Here is a 20507-nt window from a genome sequence, read left to right as displayed (position 1 = left end):
CAGCCGATGAGACGCGCCGAGGAGTCCCAGTTGAAGAGTTCCGCCCATGATCCGATCGTCCTGCTCAGCCCGTTGACCGGGCCGATCGTCGCACTGGCCGACGTGCCCGATCCGGTGTTCTCCGGCGGGATGTTCGGCGACGGCATCGGCATCGACCCGCTCGCGGGCAAGCTCGTCGCGCCGTGCGCCGGCGTCGTGTCGCATCTCGCGCGCACCGGCCATGCGGTGACTATCACGACGCCGCAAGGCGCGGAAGTGCTGCTGCACATCGGCATCGACACCGTCGAGCTGAACGGGCAGGGCTTTACCGCGCGCGTCGAAGCCGGCGCGCGTGTCGCGGCGGGCGATTTGCTGATCGAGTTCGACCAGGACGCGGTCGCACGCAGCGCGCACTCGCTGGTCTCGGTGATCGCGATCGCGAATTCCGACGCGTTCGACGTCGTCGAGCGCGCGAGCGGTTTCGCGACGGCCGGCGAGACTCCGCTGCTGACGCTGCGCGGCAAAGGCGACGCCGCCGCGCAGGCGGCGCAGGCCGGCGCGGCGGCGATGAACGAAGTGCGCCGCGAGGTCGTGCTGACGCAGCCCGGCGGCCTGCATGCACGCCCGGCGGCGCGGGCGCGCGAAGCCGCACACGGGTTCGATGCCCACGTCGACGTGCATTTCGACGGCCGCAAGGCGTCGATTGCAAGCGTGGTCGGTCTGCTCGGCCTCGGCGCCGGCGAAGGCGCGACGATCGAACTGGTCGGTCGCGGCGCGCACGCGCAGCAAGCGGTCGAAGCGGTCGAGCGCGAGCTGCTGCGCGAAGCGCACGGCGAGGTCGAGGAAAAGCCGGCGCGGCTCCGGTCGCCCGCCCCGCAGCCGATCGTGCGCAACGCCGGCGCAACGCTCGATCCGAACACGATCGCGGGCGTGTGCGCGGCGCCCGGCATCGCGGTCGGTACGCTGGTGCGTCTCGACGATGCGGACATCGTGCCGCCCGAACAGGCGAGCGGCACGCCCGCGTCGGAAAGCCGCCGGCTCGACCAGGCGCTGACGGCGGTCGACGCCGAACTCGGCGACACGGTGCGCAACGCATCGGCGCGCGGCGCGGTCGGCGAGGCGGGGATCTTCGCGGTGCATCGCGTGCTGCTCGAAGACCCGACGCTGGTCGACGCCGCGCGCGACCAGATCAGCCTCGGCAAGAGCGCGGGCTTCGCATGGCGCGCGACGATCCGCGCGCAGATCGACACGCTGTCGAAACTCGACGACGCACTGCTCGCCGAACGCGCGGCGGATCTCCGCGACATCGAAAAGCGCGTGCTGCGCGCGCTCGGCCATACGAGCGGCGCCGCGCGCACGTTGCCCGACGAGGCCGTGCTCGCCGCCGAGGAGTTCACGCCGTCGGATCTTGCTTCGCTCGATCGCGAGCGCGTGACCGCGCTCGTGATGGCGCGCGGCGGGGCGACGTCGCATGCGGCGATCATCGCGCGCCAGCTCGGCATTCCGGCGCTTGTCGCGGTCGGCGACGCGCTCTATGCGATTCCGGACGGCACGCAGGTCGTCGTCGATGCGAGCGCGGGCCGCCTCGAACACGCGCCGACCGCGCTCGACGTCGAACGCGCGCGCCACGAACGCCAGCGGCTGGACGGCGTGCGCGAAGCGAACCGGCAACTGGCCGGCGCCGCCGCCGCGACCACCGACGGCCGCGCGATCGAGGTCGCCGCGAACATCGCGACGCTCGACGACGCGAACACCGCGGTCGACAACGGCGCGGATGCGGTCGGCCTGCTGCGCACCGAGCTGATGTTCATCCACCGCCAGGCCGCGCCGAGCGTCGTCGAACACCAGCAGAGCTACCAGTCGATCGTCGACGCGCTGCAGGGCCGCACCGCGATCATCCGCACGCTCGACGTCGGCGCCGACAAGGAAGTCGACTATCTGACGCTGCCGCCCGAACCGAATCCGGCGCTCGGCCTGCGCGGCATTCGCCTCGCGCAGGTGCGCCCCGACCTGCTCGACGATCAGCTGCAGGGCCTGCTCGCGGTGAAGCCGTTCGGCGCGGTGCGGATCCTGCTGCCGATGGTGACCGATGCGGGCGAGCTCGTGCGGCTGCGCGCGCGTATCGACGAATTCGCGCGTGCGCAGGGCCGCACCGAGCCGATCGAAGTCGGCGTGATGATCGAGGTGCCGTCGGCGGCGCTGCTCGCCGACCAGCTCGCGCAGCACGCCGATTTCCTGTCGATCGGCACCAACGACCTGACGCAATACACGCTCGCGATGGACCGCTGCCAGGCCGATCTCGCCGCGCAGTCCGACGGCCTGCATCCGGCCGTGCTGCGCCTGATCGACATCGCGGTGCGCGGCGCGGCGAAGCACGGCAAGTGGGTGGGCGTGTGCGGCGCGCTCGGCGGCGATCCGCTCGCGGTGCCGATCCTCGTCGGCCTCGGCGTGACCGAACTGTCGGTCGATCCGGTGTCGGTGCCGGGCATCAAGGCGCGCGTGCGCCGTCTCGATTACCAGCTGTGTCGCCAGCGTGCGCAGGATCTGCTCGCACTCGACTCGGCACAGGCGGTAAGGGCAGCAAGCCGCGAGGTCTGGCCGCTCGACTGAACGTCGACGGCGGGCGCGCGAGCGTTTCACCACGCAAGCAATTAGGTCAACGACGATTAATGACGCGACATGGATTGGAGGACTGAATGGACGGGAATCCGTTTCTGAAGATACAGGGCCTGGGCCGCGCGCTGATGCTGCCGATCGCGGTGTTGCCGGTCGCCGGCATCCTGCTGCGGCTCGGACAGCCGGACGTGTTCAACATCAAGATGATCGCCGACGCCGGCGGCGCGATCTTCGACAACCTGCCGCTGCTGTTCGCGATCGGCGTGGCGGTCGGCTTCGCGAAGGACAACAACGGCGTGGCGGCACTCGCGGGCGCGATCGGTTACCTGATCGAAACCGCGATCATGAAGGATATCGATCCCAAGCTGAACATGGGCGTGCTGTCCGGGATCATCGCGGGCGTGGTCGCGGGCCTGCTGTACAACCGCTACAAGGACATCAAGCTGCCCGACTACCTCGCGTTCTTCGGCGGCAAGCGGTTCGTGCCGATCATCACCGGGCTCGCGTGCGTGATACTCGGCATCGTGTTCGGTTACGTGTGGCAGCCGATCCAGCATGCGATCGACGCGGCCGGCCAGTGGCTGACGACGGCGGGCGCGATCGGTGCGTTCGTGTTCGGCTTCCTGAACCGCCTGCTGCTCGTCACGGGCCTGCATCACATCATCAACTCCCTCGCATGGTTCGTGTTCGGCAACTTCACGCCGCCGGCCGGCGGCGAGCTCGTGCACGGCGACCTGCACCGCTTCTTCGCGGGCGATCCGACCGCGGGCACCTTCATGGCCGGCTTCTTCCCGATCATGATGTTCGGCCTGCCGGCCGCGTGTCTCGCAATGCTGCACGAAGCGCCGAAGGAGCGCCGCGCGATGGTCGGCGGCCTGCTGTTCTCGATGGCGCTCACGTCGTTCCTGACCGGCGTGACCGAGCCGATCGAATTCAGCTTCATGTTCCTCGCGCCGGTGCTGTACGTGATCCACGCGGTGCTCACGGGGCTGTCGCTCGCGATCTGCCAGATCCTCGGCGTGAAGCTCGGCTTCACGTTCTCGGCCGGCGCGATCGACTACGTGCTGAACTACGGGCTGTCGACGAAGGGCTGGATCGCGGTGCCGCTCGGTATCGCATATGGCGTCGCGTATTACGGGCTGTTCCGCTTCTTCATCCGGAAGTTCAACATGGCGACGCCGGGCCGCGAGCCGGCCTCGGCCGATGCGGCGGCCCAGTCGTACGCATCGGGCGGCTTCGTCGCGCCGGCGGCTGGTGCCGCAGCGGCAGCACCGCGTGCGCAGCGCTACATCGCCGCGCTCGGCGGCGCCGGCAACCTGAGCGTCGTGGATGCCTGCACGACACGCCTGCGCCTGACCGTCGTCGATCCGGAGAAGGTGTCGGAGCCAGAACTGAAGTCGATCGGCGCGCGCGGCGTGCTCAAGCGGGGCGGCAACAGCGTGCAGGTGATCATCGGGCCGGAGGCAGACATCATTGCCGACGAGATGCGCGCGGCGATCGGCAGCGGCGCTGCCGGTGCCGCCGTGGCGGCCACGGCCGCCGCCGCCGAGCCGGTCACCGGCGCGGCGGCCGGCCCGCTCGATCCCGATCCGCTGCGCTGGCTCGCGGTGTTCGGCGGCGCGACCAACGTCGCCTCGCTCGACGCGATCGCGACCACGCGCCTGCGCGTCGTCGTGCGCGACGCATCGGCGGTCGATCGCGATCGGCTCGGCGCGCTCGATGTCGCATGGGTGTCGCCGGACACGTTCCACATCGTCTGCGGCAATGCGGCGGCACGCTATGCCGAACAGCTCGGCGCGCGCCTGACGTCGACGGGCGGCGGCGCGGCGCCGCAACCGGCCTGATCCGGCACGCTGCACCGACGCAGGCCCGACGCGCGTGGCGCGTTCGGGCCGCCGGTCGGTAAAACGAAAACGGCTTGCGATGCGTCGCAAGCCGTTTTTTCTTGGGCGGGGCCGGTGCGCGAGCATTCGTCCGCATCGCGCACCGCCTGCATGGATCGGCAACCGCTCACTCAAGTGCCCGGTTGCTCGGGCACTACACCGTTCACGGGTTCGTCAGCGTGAAGGTCGGCTTCCGGTAGCCGATGCCGGCCCGATCGAGCTTCGGCAATTCGCGCTGCGTGAGCAGCGTCGCGAAGCCGGCCCAGTCGCGCTGCAGGGCAGCCTGGTCGACGTGATGCGTGTCGCCGCGCTTGAACCGCACGCCGGCCGCATACGGCAGCTCCCAGTCGGCCCGGTGCCACGCGCGTTCGGCGAGCGCGAGCAGCCGCGGATAAGTCATGTATTCGAGGAAGGTGTCGTTGCGCATCACCTCGCCCCACGCCTGCCCCTGAATGCCTTCGATACGCGGCGCCGGGCCCGTGCCGGTCACCTCGAACGCGTTGCCGTCACGGTCGCCCATCACTTCGGCGTTCTGCGGCAGGTTCTCCGGCGCGAACGAGAACACCTTGTACTCGTCCGTCGCGTGCGAGCCCCAGTAGTAGCCGCGCTCGCGCGGGTTCAGCGTGTACGGGAAGTCGAAGTACAGGTAGTCGGGCAGCGCGAGCACCGTCAGGTAGCCCTTGCCGCTCAGGTCGCGCGCGCTGTCCGACGCACCCCAGAAGATCGTGTCCCACAGCGACACCATCACGTGACGCGTGCTGAAGTCCTGCGGCCCGTTCGCATGCTTGATGCCGTCCTGCCACGCGGCCATCGTGTCGATCCCGTTCGCGGCGACCGCCGCGCTCACCTGTTTCGCGAAACGCGTCGGCAACTCGTCGGTCGACTTGATCTCCCCGCGCTGGAGCAGCGCCATGCATGCGGGCGAACGCGCCCACGGCTTGTCCTGCGCGGCGAGATCGATGCGCCCCTTGTTCGGGTCGGTGCCGTTCAGCGGCTGGAAGCCCCCGCCGAGGAAGATGTTCTTCGCTTCGTCGCCGCCGTAGTGCCAGGTGTGCAGCGGCGCTTGCGCGTCCGCATGCATCGCCGCGATTTCGCGGATCACCTTCGATGCGAAATTGAGCGCGCCCGGCACGCACGGGTTCAGGTCGCTGCGCCGGTCGTAGAACTGCACGGTCGTCAGGTTCGTCGTGTCTTGCGGATCGAGCAGCCGGTACGCGTTCGCTTCCTGCTCGCGGCCGGCCGCGTGCAGCCGCCGGTAACGCGCCTCCATCGTCACGACGGCCGCGCGCGCATGCGCGGGCATGTCGATCTCGGGGATGATCGTGACGAAGCGGGCCGCCGCGTAGCGAACGAGCGCCACGTAGTCGTCGCGCGTCAGGTAGCCGCCGCCCGAGCGGTTGTCCGGCCCGGAGCCGAGTTGCGGCAGCAGGCAGCGCGTCTCGCTCGGGTCGTGACAGCGGCGCGAGCCGATTTCGGTCAGCTCCGGCAGGCCGGGAATCTCGATGCGCCAGCCTTCGTCATCGGACAGATGCAGATGCAGGCGATTCAGCTTGTACGCGCTCATCTGGTCGACCAGGCGGCGCAGCGTCGCCGGATGCTTGAAGTTGCGCGCGAGGTCGACGTGCATCCCGCGATGCGTGAAGCGCGGCGCATCCTCGACGAGCATCGCCGGGATCGGGCCGCCGCCGGCGGGCGCGAGCGAGTAGAGCGTCTGCACGCCGTAGTAGAGACCCGCGCGATCGTAGCCTTCGATCAGCACGCCGCGCGGCCCGATCGCGAGCCGGTAGCCGCCCGGTACCGCAATGTCGGCCGGCAGCCGGCGCGGTGCGACGGCGCCGCGAACCGGCACGCGCGTGCCGTCGAGCCCGAGCGTCGACGCCCGTTCGCGCAGCGCCGCGACCTGCGCATCGGGCAGGTCCGGCAGCGCGAGCTCGACGCCGCGCAGCTCGAGCGTGCCGGGCAGCGGCTGCTCGCGCTTCACGCTCGGCAGCGCGCGGCTCGCGTCGGGGCGTGCCGCCACGGGCGGCGCGTTGCCGGTCGAATTGTTCTGCGCGTCGGCCGGCAGCGATTCGACGTAGCGGAGCTCGTCGTCGGTGTCGTTGTAGCGCAGTACGGCGGGCGGCGCGCCGTCGACGACGACATACGGGCGCGGAATCACGTCGCTGTAACGCAGCAGCCAGTATTCGGCGACGAACGGCAGTTCGATGCGTTCGCCGGGGGCAAGCCGCATCGAGCCCGGCTGCGGCGTCAGTTCGTACAGGTCGCCGGTGAGCCGCCGCAGCGCGAAGCCCGGGCGATCGATCCGCAGCAGCCGGCGGATACTGTGCAGGTACAGCTTCCAGCCGCCGTCGGTAATCGTCTGGTGACCGCGGTTCTGCAGGATCAGGCGGCCGGTCGCGCAGGCCGCCCCGTCGGCGCCCAGATCGGCGCACGGCACGCCGGCCGAGGCCGCGTGATTGTTGTCGACGGCGACGCGCAGCGCGAGACCGTTCGACAGCAGCGTCGCCAGATCGGCTGGCTGCGTGGCCGGCCGGGCCGCGCCAGCGGTCGCGCCAGCGGACATCAGAACGGGCTCGGCGCAACTCGCGGCGGGTAGCAGCGCGGCGATCAGCAAGCCGGTCAACAGGGAAGGAAACGTGCTTTTCATTCGAACTCCTGAGAAAAAATGGGCGTAGCGGCGTCGTTGGCGCGACGTCGCTGCGGTCGGGTCTTTCAATGGAGCTGCGGGACATACCCGCGCACGGGGCGATGCGGCCGCACCGCGCGCATTCGGCACGCACGAGCGTGCGTTACGGAACGGGAGGCGGACACGCGTGCCGATCGGCTCGGCAAGGTGGCTTGCGCGTGCTCATCGGCGACGCACGGCAATCGTTGCGACACCGCCGCGGCCGCGGCAGGCTGCGTTCGGCCGGCCGCGCATGATCGCAACGGCGGCCGCCGCCGCACACGCGTGCCAACCGGGCGCGCGAGCGCGCGCCACACACGGGATTCGCATGTCTCCCCCACCAGATGGATTCGGCCTGTCGGCGGCCGTGTCCAACGATCTTATGAAACCTTTGATTGGTATTCAAGTGGTATCAATCTGGCGCTAAATTGGCATCGAGGAATCGCCGGTGCGCCGGTGGCCCGGACGAAAAAAAACCTCGCGTGACGCGAGGTTCGTTCCGATCGGCAACGGCGGCGCAAGCCGCCATCCGCGCCGCTCAGTCGCAACGTGCGCGCACCGGCGCTTCCTGCGGCTTCTGCCGTGCTTCGAGCCACATCGCATTGACGATGCCGAACGACAGCGCGACGCCGATACCGAGAATCCAGCTGAAATACCACATGATCCGACTCCTTGTGAAACGGTGGGCGAGGCGCGCGCGGGCGCCCCGGCCGGGTTCAGTACATCGAGTGCTTGTTCTCTTCGAGCGACTGATGCGTGACCTTGCCGCGCATCACGCGATACACCCAGCCCGTATAGAGCAGCACGATCGGCAGGAACACGATCACCGCGAACAGCATCACCTGCAGCGTCATGTGGCTCGATGTCGAATCCCACACGGTCAGGCTGCTGCGCGGGTCGAGCGACGACGGCATGATGAACGGGAACATCGAGAAGCCCGCGGTCAGGATCACGCCGGCGATCATCAGGCCGGTGCAGAAGAACGCCGTCTTTTCCTGCTTCGAGCCCGCGAGCAGCAGCGCGAGCAGGCCGCCCGCGATCCCGACGACGGGGGCTGCCATCATCCACGGATATTCGCCGTAATTCGCGAGCCAGAGGCCCGAGCCGGCGGCGACGTCCTTGAGCAGCGGGTTCGCGACCGTATCGTTCGGCGCGGCGTGCGTGACGTGGAAGCCGCCGATGGTCGACGCAATCAGCACGCCGGCCAGCACGAACAGCACGACCGCGAGGAGCGCCGACACACGCAGCGCGACCGACGCGCGGCGTGCGATCGCGCCGTCGGTCTTCATCTTGATGAACGCGGCACCGTGCGCGACCAGCATCGTGAGGCTGACGAGCCCGCAGAGCAGCGCGAACGGGTTCAGCAGTGCCCAGAAGCCGCCGTAGTAGGTCACGCGCAGGTCGCCGTCGAACTTGAACGGCACGCCCTGCAGCAGGTTGCCGAACGCGACGCCGAACACCAGCGCCGGCACGAAGCCGCCGACGAACAGGCCCCAGTCCCAGCCCGCGCGCCAGCGCGGGTCGGGCCGCTTGCTGCGATAGTCGAAGCCGACCGGCCGGAAGAACAGCGCGAACAGCACGAGCAGCATCGCGAAGTAGAAGCCGGAGAACGACGCGGCATAGACCAGCGGCCACGCGGCGAACATCGCGCCGCCGGCCGTGATCAGCCACACCTGGTTGCCTTCCCACGTCGCGCCGACCGTGTTGACGATGATGCGGCGTTCCTCGTCGGTCTTGCCGAGGAACGGCAGCAGCGCTGTCGCGCCCATGTCGAAGCCGTCGGTGACGGCGAAGCCGATCAGCAGCACGCCGACGAGCAGCCACCAGATCAGCTTGAGAGTTGCGTAGTCCATAGCGATTCCTTGTTCCGTTGCGAGGGCGTGCTCAAACCGCGGCACGCTCGCCTGCTGCGGCGAGTTCGTGGTGATAGCGGCCGGTATGCAGCGACGACGGGCCGAGTCGCGCGTACTTGAACATCAGCGTGATCTCGATGACGAACAGCGCGGTATAGAACAGGATGAAGCCGGCGAGACTCAGGTACAGGTCGCTCGGCTGCAGGCTCGACGCGGACAGGTGCGTCGGCAGGATGCCGGCGATGGTCCACGGCTGACGGCCGAGTTCGGCGACCACCCAGCCGAATTCCGCGGCGAGCCACGGCAGCGGGATCGCCCACACCGCATAGCGGAGGAACCAGCGGCGGTTGTCCTGCAGCAACTGGCGGCGCGCGCAGAACCAGAACGCGGCGACGAAGGTCGCGAGGAACAGGAAGCCGAGGAACACCATGATCCGGAACGAGAAGAACACGGGCGCGACCGGCGGGATCGTCTTCTTCGCGGCGGCCTTGATCTGCTCGGGCGTTGCGTCGATCACGTTCGGCGTGAACTGCTTGAGCATCAGCCCGTAGCCGAGATACTGCTTGTGCTGGTCGAACAGTGCACGGGTCGCGGCGCTCGTGTCGCCTTCCTTGATCTTCTGCAGCGCGCCGTACGCGACCATCCCGCTCTGGATGTGCTCTTCGCTATGCTTCGCGAGTTCGCGCAGGCCGATCACCGGTTCGTCGATCGAGCGCGTGGCGATCAGGCCGAGCGCGTACGGGATCTTGATCGCGTAGTCGGTGCGCTGCTCCTCCTGGTTCGGGATGCCGATCAGCGTGAACGAAGCGGGCGCCGGTTGCGTTTCCCATTCGGACTCGATCGCGGCGAGCTTCATCTTCTGCACTTCGCCGGTCGTGTAGCCGGATTCGTCCCCGAGCACGATCACGCAGAGCGTCGCCGCGAGGCCGAAGCCGGCCGCGACCGCGAACGAGCGCAGCGCGAAGTCGACGTCGCGCTTCTTCAGCAGATACCACGACGACACGCCGAGCACGAACATCGCGGCCGTCACGTAGCCGGCCGACACCGTGTGCACGAACTTCACCTGCGCGACCGGGTTGAACAGCACATCGAACAGGCTCGTCAACTCCATGCGCATCGTCTGGTAGTTGAACTCGGCGCCGACCGGATTGTTCATCCAGCCGTTCGCGACGAGGATCCACAGCGCGGACAGGTTCGAGCCCAGCGCGACGAGGAACGTGACGATCAGGTGCTTGACCTTCGACAGGCGGTTCCAGCCGAAGAAGAACAGGCCGACGAACGTCGACTCGAGGAAGAACGCCATCAGGCCTTCGACCGCGAGCGGCACGCCGAAGATATCGCCGACGTAGTGCGAGTAGTACGACCAGTTCGTGCCGAACTGGAATTCGAGCGTGATGCCGGTCGTCACGCCCATCGCAAAGTTGATCCCGAACAGCTTGCCCCAGAACTGGGTCATGTCCTTGTAGACCTGTTTGCCGGTCATCACGTAAACCGCTTCCATGATGACGAGCAGCCAGGACAGGCCGAGCGTCAGCGGCACGAACAGGAAGTGGTAGAGCGCCGTGATGCCGAACTGCAGACGCGACAGATCGACGACTTCGCTACTTATCATGGTGGTCTCCCTCGGTGGATGCAGGCGCCGGCACCGAGAGCAGCTTCTCGGCGACGGCGGCAGGCGGCAGCGACATATGCTCAGCCTGCGGATGATTGAAGAATGCGTATTTGAGCGACATCAAGAGAATCAGCTTGACGATCAGCACCAGCGTGATGTCGCGGGCGAGGGTTGGTCCGCGAGCCCACGCGGCAATGCGCGCGCGCCAGCCGATCGTGCCGGCGGCCTGCGGGGGAGGCGGCGCGGGCTCTTTATTGATCGAGATCAAGGCGATTATCCTGAATCGATTTACATCGGTTTTGGGGCGACTCTACGTCGGATTCATGACGGCAGTTAAGCTGTTTTAATCCTTTTAAGCCGACGTGCCAATTTTAAAATGCCGGCTTTCCGATGCCGAGTGCTGCGCTGCGGCAGACCGTCGCGAAGAGCATGTCGAAACTTGAGGCAGATCAAGGTTATGCGGAAGGTCGCGGAATTCGCGCGAACCCGATCAATAAGGTCGATTAACAAGAGACGATCGAGGCCGAACGACGGACGAAAAAAAACCGCTGCCGGTCGGGCAGCGGTTTTGGGTAAAGCGCTCTAAATCGCGAACTCAGGCGTATTCGGCGAGTGCGGTGCGCATCTTCTTCATCGCGCTCGCTTCGATCTGGCGGATGCGTTCCGCCGATACGCCGAACTCGGCCGCGAGATCGTGCAGCGTCGAGCCGCCCGAGCCGTCGTCGTCGACGTTCAGCCAGCGCGCCTCGATGATCCGGCGGCTGCGCGCATCCAGCGCGTCGAGCGCCTGCGCGATGCCGTCCGTCTGCAGCATGTCGCGCTGACGCGCGGCGAGCACGGCGGTCGGCTCGTTGTGCGAATCGGCCAGGTAGGCGATCGGTGCGTACGACTCCTCGCCGTCTTCGACCTGGCCCTCGAGCGCGATGTCGCCGCCCGACAGACGCGTTTCCATTTCCGTCACGTCTTCGCGCTTGACGTTGAGTTCCTGCGCGAGGCCGTCGATTTCCTCGGGCGTCATCGCCTGCATGCTCTTCTTGTGGCTGCGCAGGTTGAAGAACAGCTTGCGCTGCGCCTTCGTCGTCGCGACCTTCACCATCCGCCAGTTGCGCAGGATGTACTCGTGGATCTCGGCCTTGATCCAGTGGATCGCATACGACACCAGGCGCACGTTTTGCGCCGGGTCGAAACGTTTCACGGCCTTCATCAGGCCGATGTTGCCTTCCTGGATCAGGTCGCCGTGCGGCAGGCCGTAGCCGAGGTAGTTGCGCGCGATCGACACGACGAGCCGCAGGTGCGACAGCACGAGGCGGCGTGCCGCGTCGAGGTTGTTGTGTTCGCGGAATTCGGTCGCGTACTGGCGTTCCTCTTCGGCGGTCAGCAGCGGGATCCGGTTGACGGCCTGGATGTACGCGTCGATGTTGCCAAGCTGGCCCGGCAACATCGATTGGGTCGCGAGCGCCAGCGAGCCTGCCGATTCGGCCTTGGCCGGCGTCGGGCTCAGCGTGTTCGGAAGGGTCAGGGCATGGCTCACTAAAAACTCCTTTGGAATCAGGGACAAACCCGTGGTCTCGGATGAGATTCCGGGGTCCATCTTAGCACTCCCGTAATCCGAGTGCTAAATCCTTAGAGGGGGTGCGGGCATCGAAGTTCCCGGTTCTCTATCGGGATCGTTGAATCGATAGTCTAATTTGCGACAGGGCTGGCCGGCGGAAGTTCCGTAAGCCGTTGTTTCACATGGTAATCAGTAGACGGTTTCGATTTTTGTAGTTTTGGAAGCAAACAATTTCGCTTCGTGATGCCGATCGGAAAAGTCCTTTACCATACCATTCAGTTCGCTCGGGCCCGGCCGTTGCGGCGAGGCTCCATTCAACCCACAAAGTTGGAGTGTCTGATGAACAATAAGAAGAATTGTCGCCCCCGTAGCCGGCTTGCGCTGCATGCGCTGCTGGCGGCGTCGCTGCTGGGCGGATCCGGTGCCGCGTTCGCCGATCGATGGGGGATCCAGGCGGGCGGCGGGTTTTCGGATCGCCACGGGATCGACAAGGCCGATCTCGGCGTCGTGTGGGATCCGGGCTGGAACTGGTGGGAAATCGGCGGCTGGCACTTCGCGTTCGTGATGGAAGGCCACGCCAGCTACTGGCACACGGGCGGCAATGTTCACGGCAGCATCGGCGAATTCGGCGCGACGCCGATGTTCCGCTTCATCAAGAGCGCCGGCCAGGTGCGTCCGTTCGTCGAGGCCGGCGCCGGCATCCGCTTCCTGACTTCCCCGACGATCTCCGACAAGCTGTCGCTTGCGACGTCGTTCCAGTTCGTGGACGTCGTCGGCGTCGGCGCGCAGTTCGGAGAACGGCAACAGTACCAGCTCGGCTACCGTTTTCAACATGTGTCTAACGCGGGTATCAAAGAGCCGAATCCTGGTATAAATTTCCACCAGTTCTACGTGCAGTACAACTTCTGATCCGCACGCCCGCGCATGGCGGGCGCGTTGCCGAGGAGTCAGGCGATGGCGAAGGTGGTCGATGCGATTCGCGCGCTCGAGCGCGATCGGTTCCGGGCGATGGTCGACGGGGACGGCGAGGCGCTCGATGCGCAATTGTCGGACAAGGTGTTCTTCGTGCACACCAACGGCAAACGCGAAACCAAGCAGCAGTTCATCGACGCCATCGTCGGCGGCCGCCGTCGCTATCGCCAGATCGAAATCCAGTCGCAAGACCTGCTGCCCGTCGGCGACGCAACCTGCGTCGTCACCGGGCGCGCACTGATCGAGATGGAAACCAACAACGGCGGGCTGGTGTTTCCGATCGCCTATACCGCCGTCCATACGCACGAGCAGGGGCAGTGGCGCCTGCTGGCGTGGCAGGCGACGCGGTGCGCGACCGAGACATGAGCGCGCGTCGCGCTCCTTTTCATGTCCCGACCGAAGCGGCCTCCTGGGCCGCTTTTCATTGCCCGTGCGGCGCGGATTGCGCGGCGCACGGGCGGTCACGCACCGCTCGCTGACGTTCGAACACTGAAACGAAAACCCGCCGGTCAGGCCGCCGCACGGCGGTCGGCGCACTGCCAGGCCGAGCGGTTGATTGCGCTGACGAGCGCATCGAGCGCGGCGCTGGCCGCGTCGGCATGCACGCCGACGCCGTGCCGCAGCGGCGCATCGCCGACCCGGCAGCCGACCGATACCGCGATTCGTCCGTCCGCCGTGCGCGTGTGTTCGCACGAGGCGACGTCGATCGTCGCGCCGGCTGCCGTCGCGAAGGCCGCGGCAGTGCGTTGCACGACGTCTTCGGGCGTCGCGCCGGCGGGCGGCGTGCCCGCGATGTCGCGGTTCTGCCAGCGCGCGGTGTCGCCGTGGCGCGCGGCCGGGCCGTCGGTCTCGAAGAATTCGCGGGCGAACAGCGCGCAGATCGCGTCGCCGGTCACTTCCTCGCCCGACGCATCGGCGAGCGTCTGCACCGCGTGGCTGAATTCGATCTGCACGCGCCGCGTCGGCGTAAAGCCCATCCCGCGCTCGAGCAGGAACGTCGCGCCGCCCTTGCCGGACTGGCTGTTCACGCGAATGACCGCGTCATAGCTGCGGCCGAGGTCGGCCGGATCGATCGGCAGGTACGGCACTTCCCATACCGCGTCGGGGCGCTGCTGCGCGAAGCCCTTGCGGATCGCATCCTGGTGCGAGCCCGAGAACGCGGTGAATACGAGGTCGCCCGCGTACGGATGACGCGGATGCACCGGAATCTGATTGCAGCGTTCGACCACGCGGCGCACCGCGTCGATGTCGGAGAAATCGAGGCCCGGATCGATGCCCTGCGTATAGAGATTCAGCGCGAGCGTGACGAGATCGACGTTCCCGGTGCGCTCGCCGTTGCCGAACAGGCAGCCTTCGATGCGGTCGGCGCCCGCGAGCAGCGCGAGCTCGGCGGCCGCGACCGCGGTGCCGCGATCGTTGTGCGGATGCACGGACAACACGATGCTGTCGCGATACGCGAGGTTGCGGTCCATCCACTCGATCTGGTCGGCGAACACGTTCGGGCTCGCGGCTTCGACGGTCGCCGGCAGGTTGACGATCATCTTGTGGTCGCGGGTCGGCCGCCACGCCTGCGCGACCGCGTCGCACACTTCGCGCGCGAACGTCAGCTCGGTCATGCTGAAGGTTTCCGGCGAGTACTGGTAGGTCCAGTGCGTGTCCGGGCGGGCCGCCGCGTGTTCCTTGATGAGTCGCGTGCCGTCGACCGCGAGCGCCTTCACGTCGTCCTTCGACATCCCGAACACGATGCGCCGGAACGACGGGCAGATCGCGTTGTACAGGTGCACGATCGCACGCGGCACGCCTTCGAGCGCATCGAAGGTGCGCGCGATCAGGTCTTCGCGCGACTGCACGAGCACTTCGATCGTCACGTCGTCCGGAATGCGCTTGTCGTCGATCAGCTTGCGGACGAAATCGAAGTCGGTTTGCGACGCCGACGGAAAACCGACTTCGATCTCCTTGAAACCGATCGCGACCAGCATGTCGAAGAATTCCAGCTTCTGCTCGATGCTCATCGGCTCGATCAGCGACTGGTTGCCGTCGCGCAGGTCGGTGCTCATCCAGACCGGCGCACGCTCGATGGTGCGGGTCGGCCATCGGCGGCCGTTGATGCGGACGGGTTCGAACGGACGGTACTTGTCTTGCGGGTTGCGCTTCATCTTCTGGACCTCGGGTCTCAAGTCGCGAGCGAAGACGGGCGGCATGGGCGACGGGTGGCGCTGCCTCGCACCGTGGCGCGGCAAATGCGCAACGGATGCGGATGATCTTCGCGAATCGGCCGACGGATAGACGGACGAATGCTGACGACTTCGGGTTGTAAAAACTGCGAGAAGGGTGCTGCGAGGAACTGCAGGGAGGGACCGTGCGGACAGCACACGGCGCTAAGACAGCCTTAGGCTAGTCGTAGCGATAGCGACCGCGCTAGGCGGCCGGAGGTAATTCGGAGGGTGTTCGGAAAGGAACGCATGGCGACAACTCTATGCCAGGATGCGTGCGCGTGTCAAATGGTCGGTTCAAAGCCCGGCGCGACGCCGTGCCGGGCCGGGATGCACGGTCACGGTGCGAGCCGGGCGATCCGCACGATCGTCGCGACTTGCCGCGCAAGCGTGTCGGGTACCGGAATTTCGCCGCGCAGCACGGCGTCCGTCCACGCGGCCGTGGTTGCCGCGTCGCGCGATTCCGGCAGCGCGACGGGCGGCGCGTCGCTCGACGAGCGCTCGGGATCGATCAGCGTGTCGCACACGCCGTCGTGCAGCCAGTCGACCTGCACCTGGCGTCGCGTGTCGGCCACCGCCTCGCCTTCGGTGCCGCGCGCGAGCAGCGCGCCGCCGAGCGCGGCGTCCGGATGATCGCGGAACAGTTGCGCGAGGCTGTCGCGGTACGGCGGATGCGTGTAGTTCACGAGCCGCAGCCCGGCCGGCGCGAACGGCTGCAGGATCTTCACGAGCGTGTGCGTCGAGTTGCGCACGCCGAGCACGCCGCGCAGCGACAGCAGGCGCGCGATGCGCGGCGCCAGCGCATCGATCGGCGCGAACGCGACGCGGCGTTCCGCGAGCGTGTCCTCGATCGCGTCGTGCGATGTCGACGGCGCGATCGACAGCGCCGAGAAGATCTCCGCGCTCGTCACGCGGCCCGGATCGCGCTCGACGCCGTGCACGAGCACCGGCACGCCTTCACGCGCGAGCAATAGCGCGAGCAACGGCACCAGGTTCGGCTGCTTGCGCGCGCCGTTGTAGCTCGGGATCGACACGGGGCGGAACGCGGCGTCCTGCACGCGCACCGGTTCGAACGATGCCTGCGCGGCGGCGAGCATCGCGGCCAGTTCGTCGGCGCTTTCGCCCTTCAGGCGATAGGCGATCAGGATCGCGCCGAGCTCGACGTCCGACACGCGCGCGTCGAGCATCGCGCGATAGAGCTCGAACGTGTCTTCGGCGGACAGCGCGCGTGCGCCGTGCGGGCCGCGGCCGATTTCCTTGATGAAGCGGGCGCAAGGGAACGGCGAGGCTGCGGAATCGTGGGGAGCGGTCATCGGGGCGCGCGGTGAGCGGTGGGGAATGCCCCGAGTATCGCACGGGCGCGGCTCGCCCAAGCACGGCTGCGCGCGCCGACGCGGCGCGGCGCGCTAAACTCGGGTTCCCGGCGGGGTCGCGTGCGCCGCGGCGCCGTTGCCGGCCGAATACGAACAGAGAGACATCCCATGAAGCTCTACAGCTATTTCCGCAGTTCCGCGTCGTACCGCGTGCGGATCGCCCTGAACCTGAAGCAGTTGCCGTACGACACGGTGCCCGTGCACATGCTGCGCGACGGCGGCGAGCAATTGAAGGACGCGTACCGCGCGTTGAATCCGGATGCGGTCGTGCCGACGCTGATCGACGGCGACGCCACGCTGCAGCAATCGCTCGCGATCATCGAATATCTCGAGGAAACGCATCCCGAACCGGCGCTGTTGCCGAAGCAGCCCGTCGATCGCGCGTATGTGCGGGCGATCGCGCTGCAGATTGCGTGCGAGATCCATCCGCTCAACAACCTGCGCGTGCTCAAATACCTGAAGCACACGCTGAATGTGCCCGAGGAAGCGAAGAACGACTGGTATCGGCACTGGATCGAGGCGGGTTTCGCGTCGCTCGAGACGCGCCTCGCGAACGATCCGCGCACCGGCAAGCTCTGCTTCGGCGACACGCCGACGCTCGCCGATATCTGCATCGTGCCGCAGGTGTTCAACGCGAACCGTTTCTCGATTGACACGACCCGTTTTCCGACGCTCCATCGGATCGCCGAACATGCGTCGACGCTCGACGCGTTCAAGGCCGCCGAGCCAGGCGTGCAGCCCGATGCCGAGTGACGCCGCGACGGCGCAAGCGGCCGGCTGAACGGCTGGCCGGCCACGCATGAAAAAGGGCGCCCGAAGGCGCCCCGTCGCGGTACGGGCCGGCTGCGTTCAGCCGAGCAGCGCGTCCGCGAATTCCACTGCGCTGAACGGCTGCAGGTCTTCGACCTTCTCGCCGACGCCGATGAAGTAGACGGGCACCGGGCGCTGCCGCGCGATCGCGGCGAGAATGCCGCCCTTCGCGGTGCCGTCGAGCTTCGTGACGATCAGGCCCGTGAGGCCCAGCGCATCGTCGAATGCCTTCACCTGCGTGAGCGCGTTCTGGCCCGTGTTCGCATCGATCACGAGCAGCACCTCGTGCGGTGCGCCGTCGTGCGCCTTCGAGATCACGCGCTTCACCTTCTTCAGCTCTTCCATCAGGTGCAGCTGCGTCGGCAGGCGGCCGGCCGTGTCGGCCATCATCACGTCGATCTTGCGCGCGCGCGCGGCGCTGACCGCGTCGAAGATCACCGCGGCCGGGTCGCCGCTTTCCTGCTGGACGACCGTCACGTTGTTGCGCTCGCCCCAGACGGCCAGCTGTTCGCGCGCGGCCGCGCGGAACGTGTCGCCCGCGGCCAGCAGCACCGACTGGTCGAAGCTCTGCAGGTGCTTCGCGAGCTTGCCGATGCTGGTCGTCTTGCCGGCGCCGTTCACGCCCGTGATCATCATCACGAGCGGCTGCGCGCGGCCGAGCATCAGCGATTTCTCGAGTGGCTTGAGCAGCTCGACGAGCAAGTCGTGCAGTGCGCTCTTCACCTGTTGCGGATCGGTCAGCCGGCCCGCGCGCACCTTCTCGCGCAGCGCGCCGAGCAGGTATTCGGTCGCATCGACGCCGGCGTCGGACATCAGGAGCGCGGCTTCGAGCTCTTCGTACAGGTCGTCGTCGATCTTCGTGTTGACGAACACGCCGGTGATGCTCGAGCCCGTCTTCGCGAGGCCGGACTTCAGGCGCGCGAGCCACGATTTCTTCGCGGCGGCGTCCTGCGTCGGCGGCGGAACGATCTCGACCGCTTCGACGACTTCGTCGCTGCCGTCGTTGGTCGGCGTGACCGTCATCACGACGGCCGGCGCGGCCGGCTGCGCTTGCGCGGGCGCCTGCGGCGCTTCGATCGGCTGGTGCGCGTCGGCGGCGGGCGCGTCGGACGGTTCGTCCGGTTGCGGCGCATCGATCGATTGCGATTCCGCGGAGTCGGGCTCCTGTGTTTTCTTGAATCGTTTGAAGAAGCTGAACATGGTCTGACGTCGGGAAGAGGGCGGGGCGCCGCCAGGGCGGAGCGCCGGAGGGGCCGTCATGCGTGCGCACGGCGGCCGAAACCGTGCATTTTATCAGCGCGGCGACGCACTCGCGTCAGCCGGTGCCGCCGCTGTGGTAACGTGCGCCTGTTTGGCGGTGCGCCCTCCTGCGCACCCGGTCCTCCGTCGTCGATATTTCCGTATGTCCCGTTCCTCTTCCGGCCGCCCGACGGCCTCCCCTGGCCGCGGCAAGCCGCACACGATCCGCATCATCGGCGGTGACTGGAAGCGCACGCCGCTCGCCGTGCTCGATCTCGACGGCCTGCGGCCGACGCCCGATCGCGTGCGCGAGACGCTGTTCAACTGGCTCGGCCAGGATCTCGAAGGCCGGCGCTGCCTCGACCTGTTTGCGGGCACCGGCGCGCTCGGTTTCGAGGCTGCGTCGCGCGGCGCGACGAGCGTCGTGATGGTCGAACGCCACCCGCGCGCGGCGCAACAACTGCGCGCGATCAAGGACAAGCTCGGCGCGCGCTCGGTCGAGGTCGCGGAAGCCGACGCGCTGCGGCTCGCGGCCGGGCTGACCCCGGGCGCGTTCGACGTCGTGTTCCTTGATCCGCCGTTCGGTGAGCCGGCCGTGCTCGATCGCGCGATCGCGCTGGCGGCGCCGCTCGTCGCGCCGGACGGCGCGCTATACGTGGAGACCGGTGCGGAACTCGACCCGGCCGCGCACGAAGCGCTGGCTGGTTGGCAGGTGGTGAAGCACGGCAAGGCAGGCGCGGTTCACTATCATTTGCTGCGGCGCGAAAATGATGAATAATGCGCGTTCCATACGAGGCGGCGCACCGCAAAGGCGACGCATGCCCATCTCGGCAGCGGCGTGCGCATCGCACGGCTGCCACCCCGTTTGCGTGATGACAGGAGGAGCGACATGGTAGTCGCCGTGTATCCCGGTACGTTCGATCCGCTGACGCGCGGGCACGAAGACCTCGTGCGGCGTGCGTCGAGCATTTTTGATACGCTGGTGGTCGGTGTGGCCGACAGCCGCGCGAAGAAGCCGTTTTTCTCGCTGGAAGAACGTCTGAAGATTGCGAACGAGGTGCTCGGTCATTATCCGAACGTGAAGGTGATGGGCTTCAAGGGCCTGTTGAAGGACTTCGTCCGCACCAACGACGCACGCGTGATCGTGCGCGGCCTGCGTGCCGTGTCCGATTTCGAATATGAGTTCCAGATGGCGGGGATGAACCGCTATCTGCTGCCCGACGTCGAGACGATGTTCATGACGCCGTCCGACCAGTATCAGTTCATCTCGGGGACGATCGTGCGCGAAATCGCGCAGTTGGGCGGCGATGTCAGCAAGTTCGTGTTCCCGTCCGTCGAGAAGTGGCTGACCGAGAAAGTCGCCGCGATGGGAGGCCCTGCCGCGTGACGCGGCGCCGGCCGGTTTCGATGCGAAGCCGGCCGACGGCCTGAAGAAGTGAGATCAGTATGTCTTTGATGATTACCGACGAGTGCATCAATTGCGACGTGTGCGAGCCCGAGTGCCCGAACGGCGCGATTTCGATGGGCCCGGATATCTACGTGATCGACCCGAACAAGTGCACCGAGTGCGTCGGCCATTTCGACGAGCCGCAGTGCCAGCAGGTGTGTCCGGTCGAATGCATTCCGCGCGATCCGCAGCATGAAGAATCGCACGCGCAGTTGATGGCGAAGTATCACGCGTTGATCGCCGCCAAGGGCGACGACGCGTAGTGACCGCGTGACGACGCGCGCCGCTCGCGT

At 67.3% G+C, this 20507-nt stretch carries 17 protein-coding genes; 8 read left to right on the top strand and 9 right to left on the bottom strand.

What is annotated here, in order from left to right; translation table 11 throughout:
* Positions 1-6: 6 nt before the first annotated feature.
* Both ptsP and nagE read left to right on the top strand, forming a co-directional pair.
* Positions 7-2589 (top strand): phosphoenolpyruvate--protein phosphotransferase, encoded by a 2583-nt coding sequence (gene ptsP, locus WS51_RS24485; protein WP_069229876.1) that lies wholly within the window; start codon positions 7-9, stop codon positions 2587-2589.
* 86 nt (positions 2590-2675) lie between these two features.
* Positions 2676-4439 carry an N-acetylglucosamine-specific PTS transporter subunit IIBC gene (gene nagE, locus WS51_RS24480; protein WP_059507789.1) on the top strand — a complete coding sequence of 588 codons (1764 nt, stop codon included), beginning with the start codon at positions 2676-2678 and terminating at the stop codon, positions 4437-4439.
* 202 nt (positions 4440-4641) lie between these two features.
* On the opposite strand, the gene WS51_RS24475 is transcribed toward nagE, so the two are convergent.
* The 6 genes from WS51_RS24475 to rpoH all read right to left on the bottom strand — a co-directional run bounded on the left by WS51_RS24475 (position 4642) and on the right by rpoH (position 12139).
* Positions 4642-7125, bottom strand: coding sequence for a family 20 glycosylhydrolase (locus WS51_RS24475; protein WP_069229875.1), 2484 nt, complete (start codon positions 7123-7125; stop codon positions 4642-4644).
* A 556-nt stretch (positions 7126-7681) separates the two neighbouring features.
* On the bottom strand, positions 7682-7804 hold the full coding sequence (cydX, locus tag WS51_RS24470) for a cytochrome bd-I oxidase subunit CydX (RefSeq protein ID WP_069229874.1): 123 nt from the start codon (positions 7802-7804) through the stop codon (positions 7682-7684).
* A gap of 55 nt (positions 7805-7859) precedes the next feature.
* A complete protein-coding gene (gene cydB / locus WS51_RS24465) occupies positions 7860-8996 on the bottom strand; it encodes a cytochrome d ubiquinol oxidase subunit II (RefSeq protein ID WP_059451476.1) in 1137 nt (378 codons plus the stop codon).
* Between the two features lie 31 nt (positions 8997-9027).
* Positions 9028-10608, bottom strand: a complete 1581-nt coding sequence (locus WS51_RS24460; RefSeq protein ID WP_059451475.1) for a cytochrome ubiquinol oxidase subunit I — start codon at positions 10606-10608, stop codon at positions 9028-9030.
* On the bottom strand, positions 10598-10876 hold the full coding sequence (gene cydP / locus WS51_RS24455; RefSeq protein WP_059507786.1) for a cytochrome oxidase putative small subunit CydP: 279 nt from the start codon (positions 10874-10876) through the stop codon (positions 10598-10600). The genes WS51_RS24460 and cydP overlap by 11 nt, the downstream gene beginning before the upstream one ends.
* Positions 10877-11203: 327 nt before the next feature.
* Positions 11204-12139, bottom strand: coding sequence for an RNA polymerase sigma factor RpoH (gene rpoH / locus WS51_RS24450; protein WP_059451473.1), 936 nt, complete (start codon positions 12137-12139; stop codon positions 11204-11206).
* 360 nt (positions 12140-12499) lie between these two features.
* Here rpoH and WS51_RS24445 point away from each other — a divergent pair, with 360 nt between their 5' ends.
* Complete coding sequence (locus WS51_RS24445; protein WP_059507785.1) at positions 12500-13069, top strand: acyloxyacyl hydrolase; 570 nt, start codon at positions 12500-12502, stop codon at positions 13067-13069.
* Between the two features lie 45 nt (positions 13070-13114).
* Entirely contained in the window at positions 13115-13498 is a 384-nt protein-coding gene (locus tag WS51_RS24440) for a nuclear transport factor 2 family protein (protein ID WP_059451471.1), read from the top strand.
* Positions 13499-13641: 143 nt separating this feature from the next.
* Here WS51_RS24440 and leuA read toward each other — a convergent pair whose 3' ends face one another.
* Positions 13642-15288 (bottom strand): 2-isopropylmalate synthase, encoded by a 1647-nt coding sequence (gene leuA / locus WS51_RS24435; RefSeq protein ID WP_060258525.1) that lies wholly within the window; start codon positions 15286-15288, stop codon positions 13642-13644.
* Between the two features lie 395 nt (positions 15289-15683).
* Positions 15684-16658, bottom strand: coding sequence for a DNA-binding protein YbiB (gene ybiB / locus WS51_RS24430; RefSeq protein ID WP_059507783.1), 975 nt, complete (start codon positions 16656-16658; stop codon positions 15684-15686).
* A 168-nt stretch (positions 16659-16826) separates the two neighbouring features.
* Between ybiB and maiA the strand changes: the two genes are divergently transcribed.
* On the top strand, positions 16827-17471 hold the full coding sequence (gene maiA, locus WS51_RS24425) for a maleylacetoacetate isomerase (protein WP_059790989.1): 645 nt from the start codon (positions 16827-16829) through the stop codon (positions 17469-17471).
* A 96-nt stretch (positions 17472-17567) separates the two neighbouring features.
* Here maiA and ftsY read toward each other — a convergent pair whose 3' ends face one another.
* Positions 17568-18728 carry a signal recognition particle-docking protein FtsY gene (gene ftsY, locus WS51_RS24420; protein WP_059544985.1) on the bottom strand — a complete coding sequence of 387 codons (1161 nt, stop codon included), beginning with the start codon at positions 18726-18728 and terminating at the stop codon, positions 17568-17570.
* 202 nt (positions 18729-18930) lie between these two features.
* Between ftsY and rsmD the strand changes: the two genes are divergently transcribed.
* The 3 genes from rsmD to WS51_RS24405 all read left to right on the top strand — a co-directional run bounded on the left by rsmD (position 18931) and on the right by WS51_RS24405 (position 20477).
* Positions 18931-19545 (top strand): 16S rRNA (guanine(966)-N(2))-methyltransferase RsmD, encoded by a 615-nt coding sequence (gene rsmD, locus WS51_RS24415; protein ID WP_059544987.1) that lies wholly within the window; start codon positions 18931-18933, stop codon positions 19543-19545.
* 111 nt (positions 19546-19656) lie between these two features.
* Positions 19657-20154, top strand: a complete 498-nt coding sequence (gene coaD / locus WS51_RS24410) for a pantetheine-phosphate adenylyltransferase (RefSeq protein ID WP_059451465.1) — start codon at positions 19657-19659, stop codon at positions 20152-20154.
* A 59-nt stretch (positions 20155-20213) separates the two neighbouring features.
* On the top strand, positions 20214-20477 hold the full coding sequence (locus tag WS51_RS24405) for a YfhL family 4Fe-4S dicluster ferredoxin (protein WP_069229873.1): 264 nt from the start codon (positions 20214-20216) through the stop codon (positions 20475-20477).
* Positions 20478-20507 lie beyond the last annotated feature (30 nt).

It is taken from the genome of Burkholderia territorii, from assembly GCF_001718335.1.
Lineage (GTDB): Bacteria > Pseudomonadota > Gammaproteobacteria > Burkholderiales > Burkholderiaceae > Burkholderia > Burkholderia territorii.
This window is presented reverse-complemented; position numbering and strand designations above follow the sequence as displayed.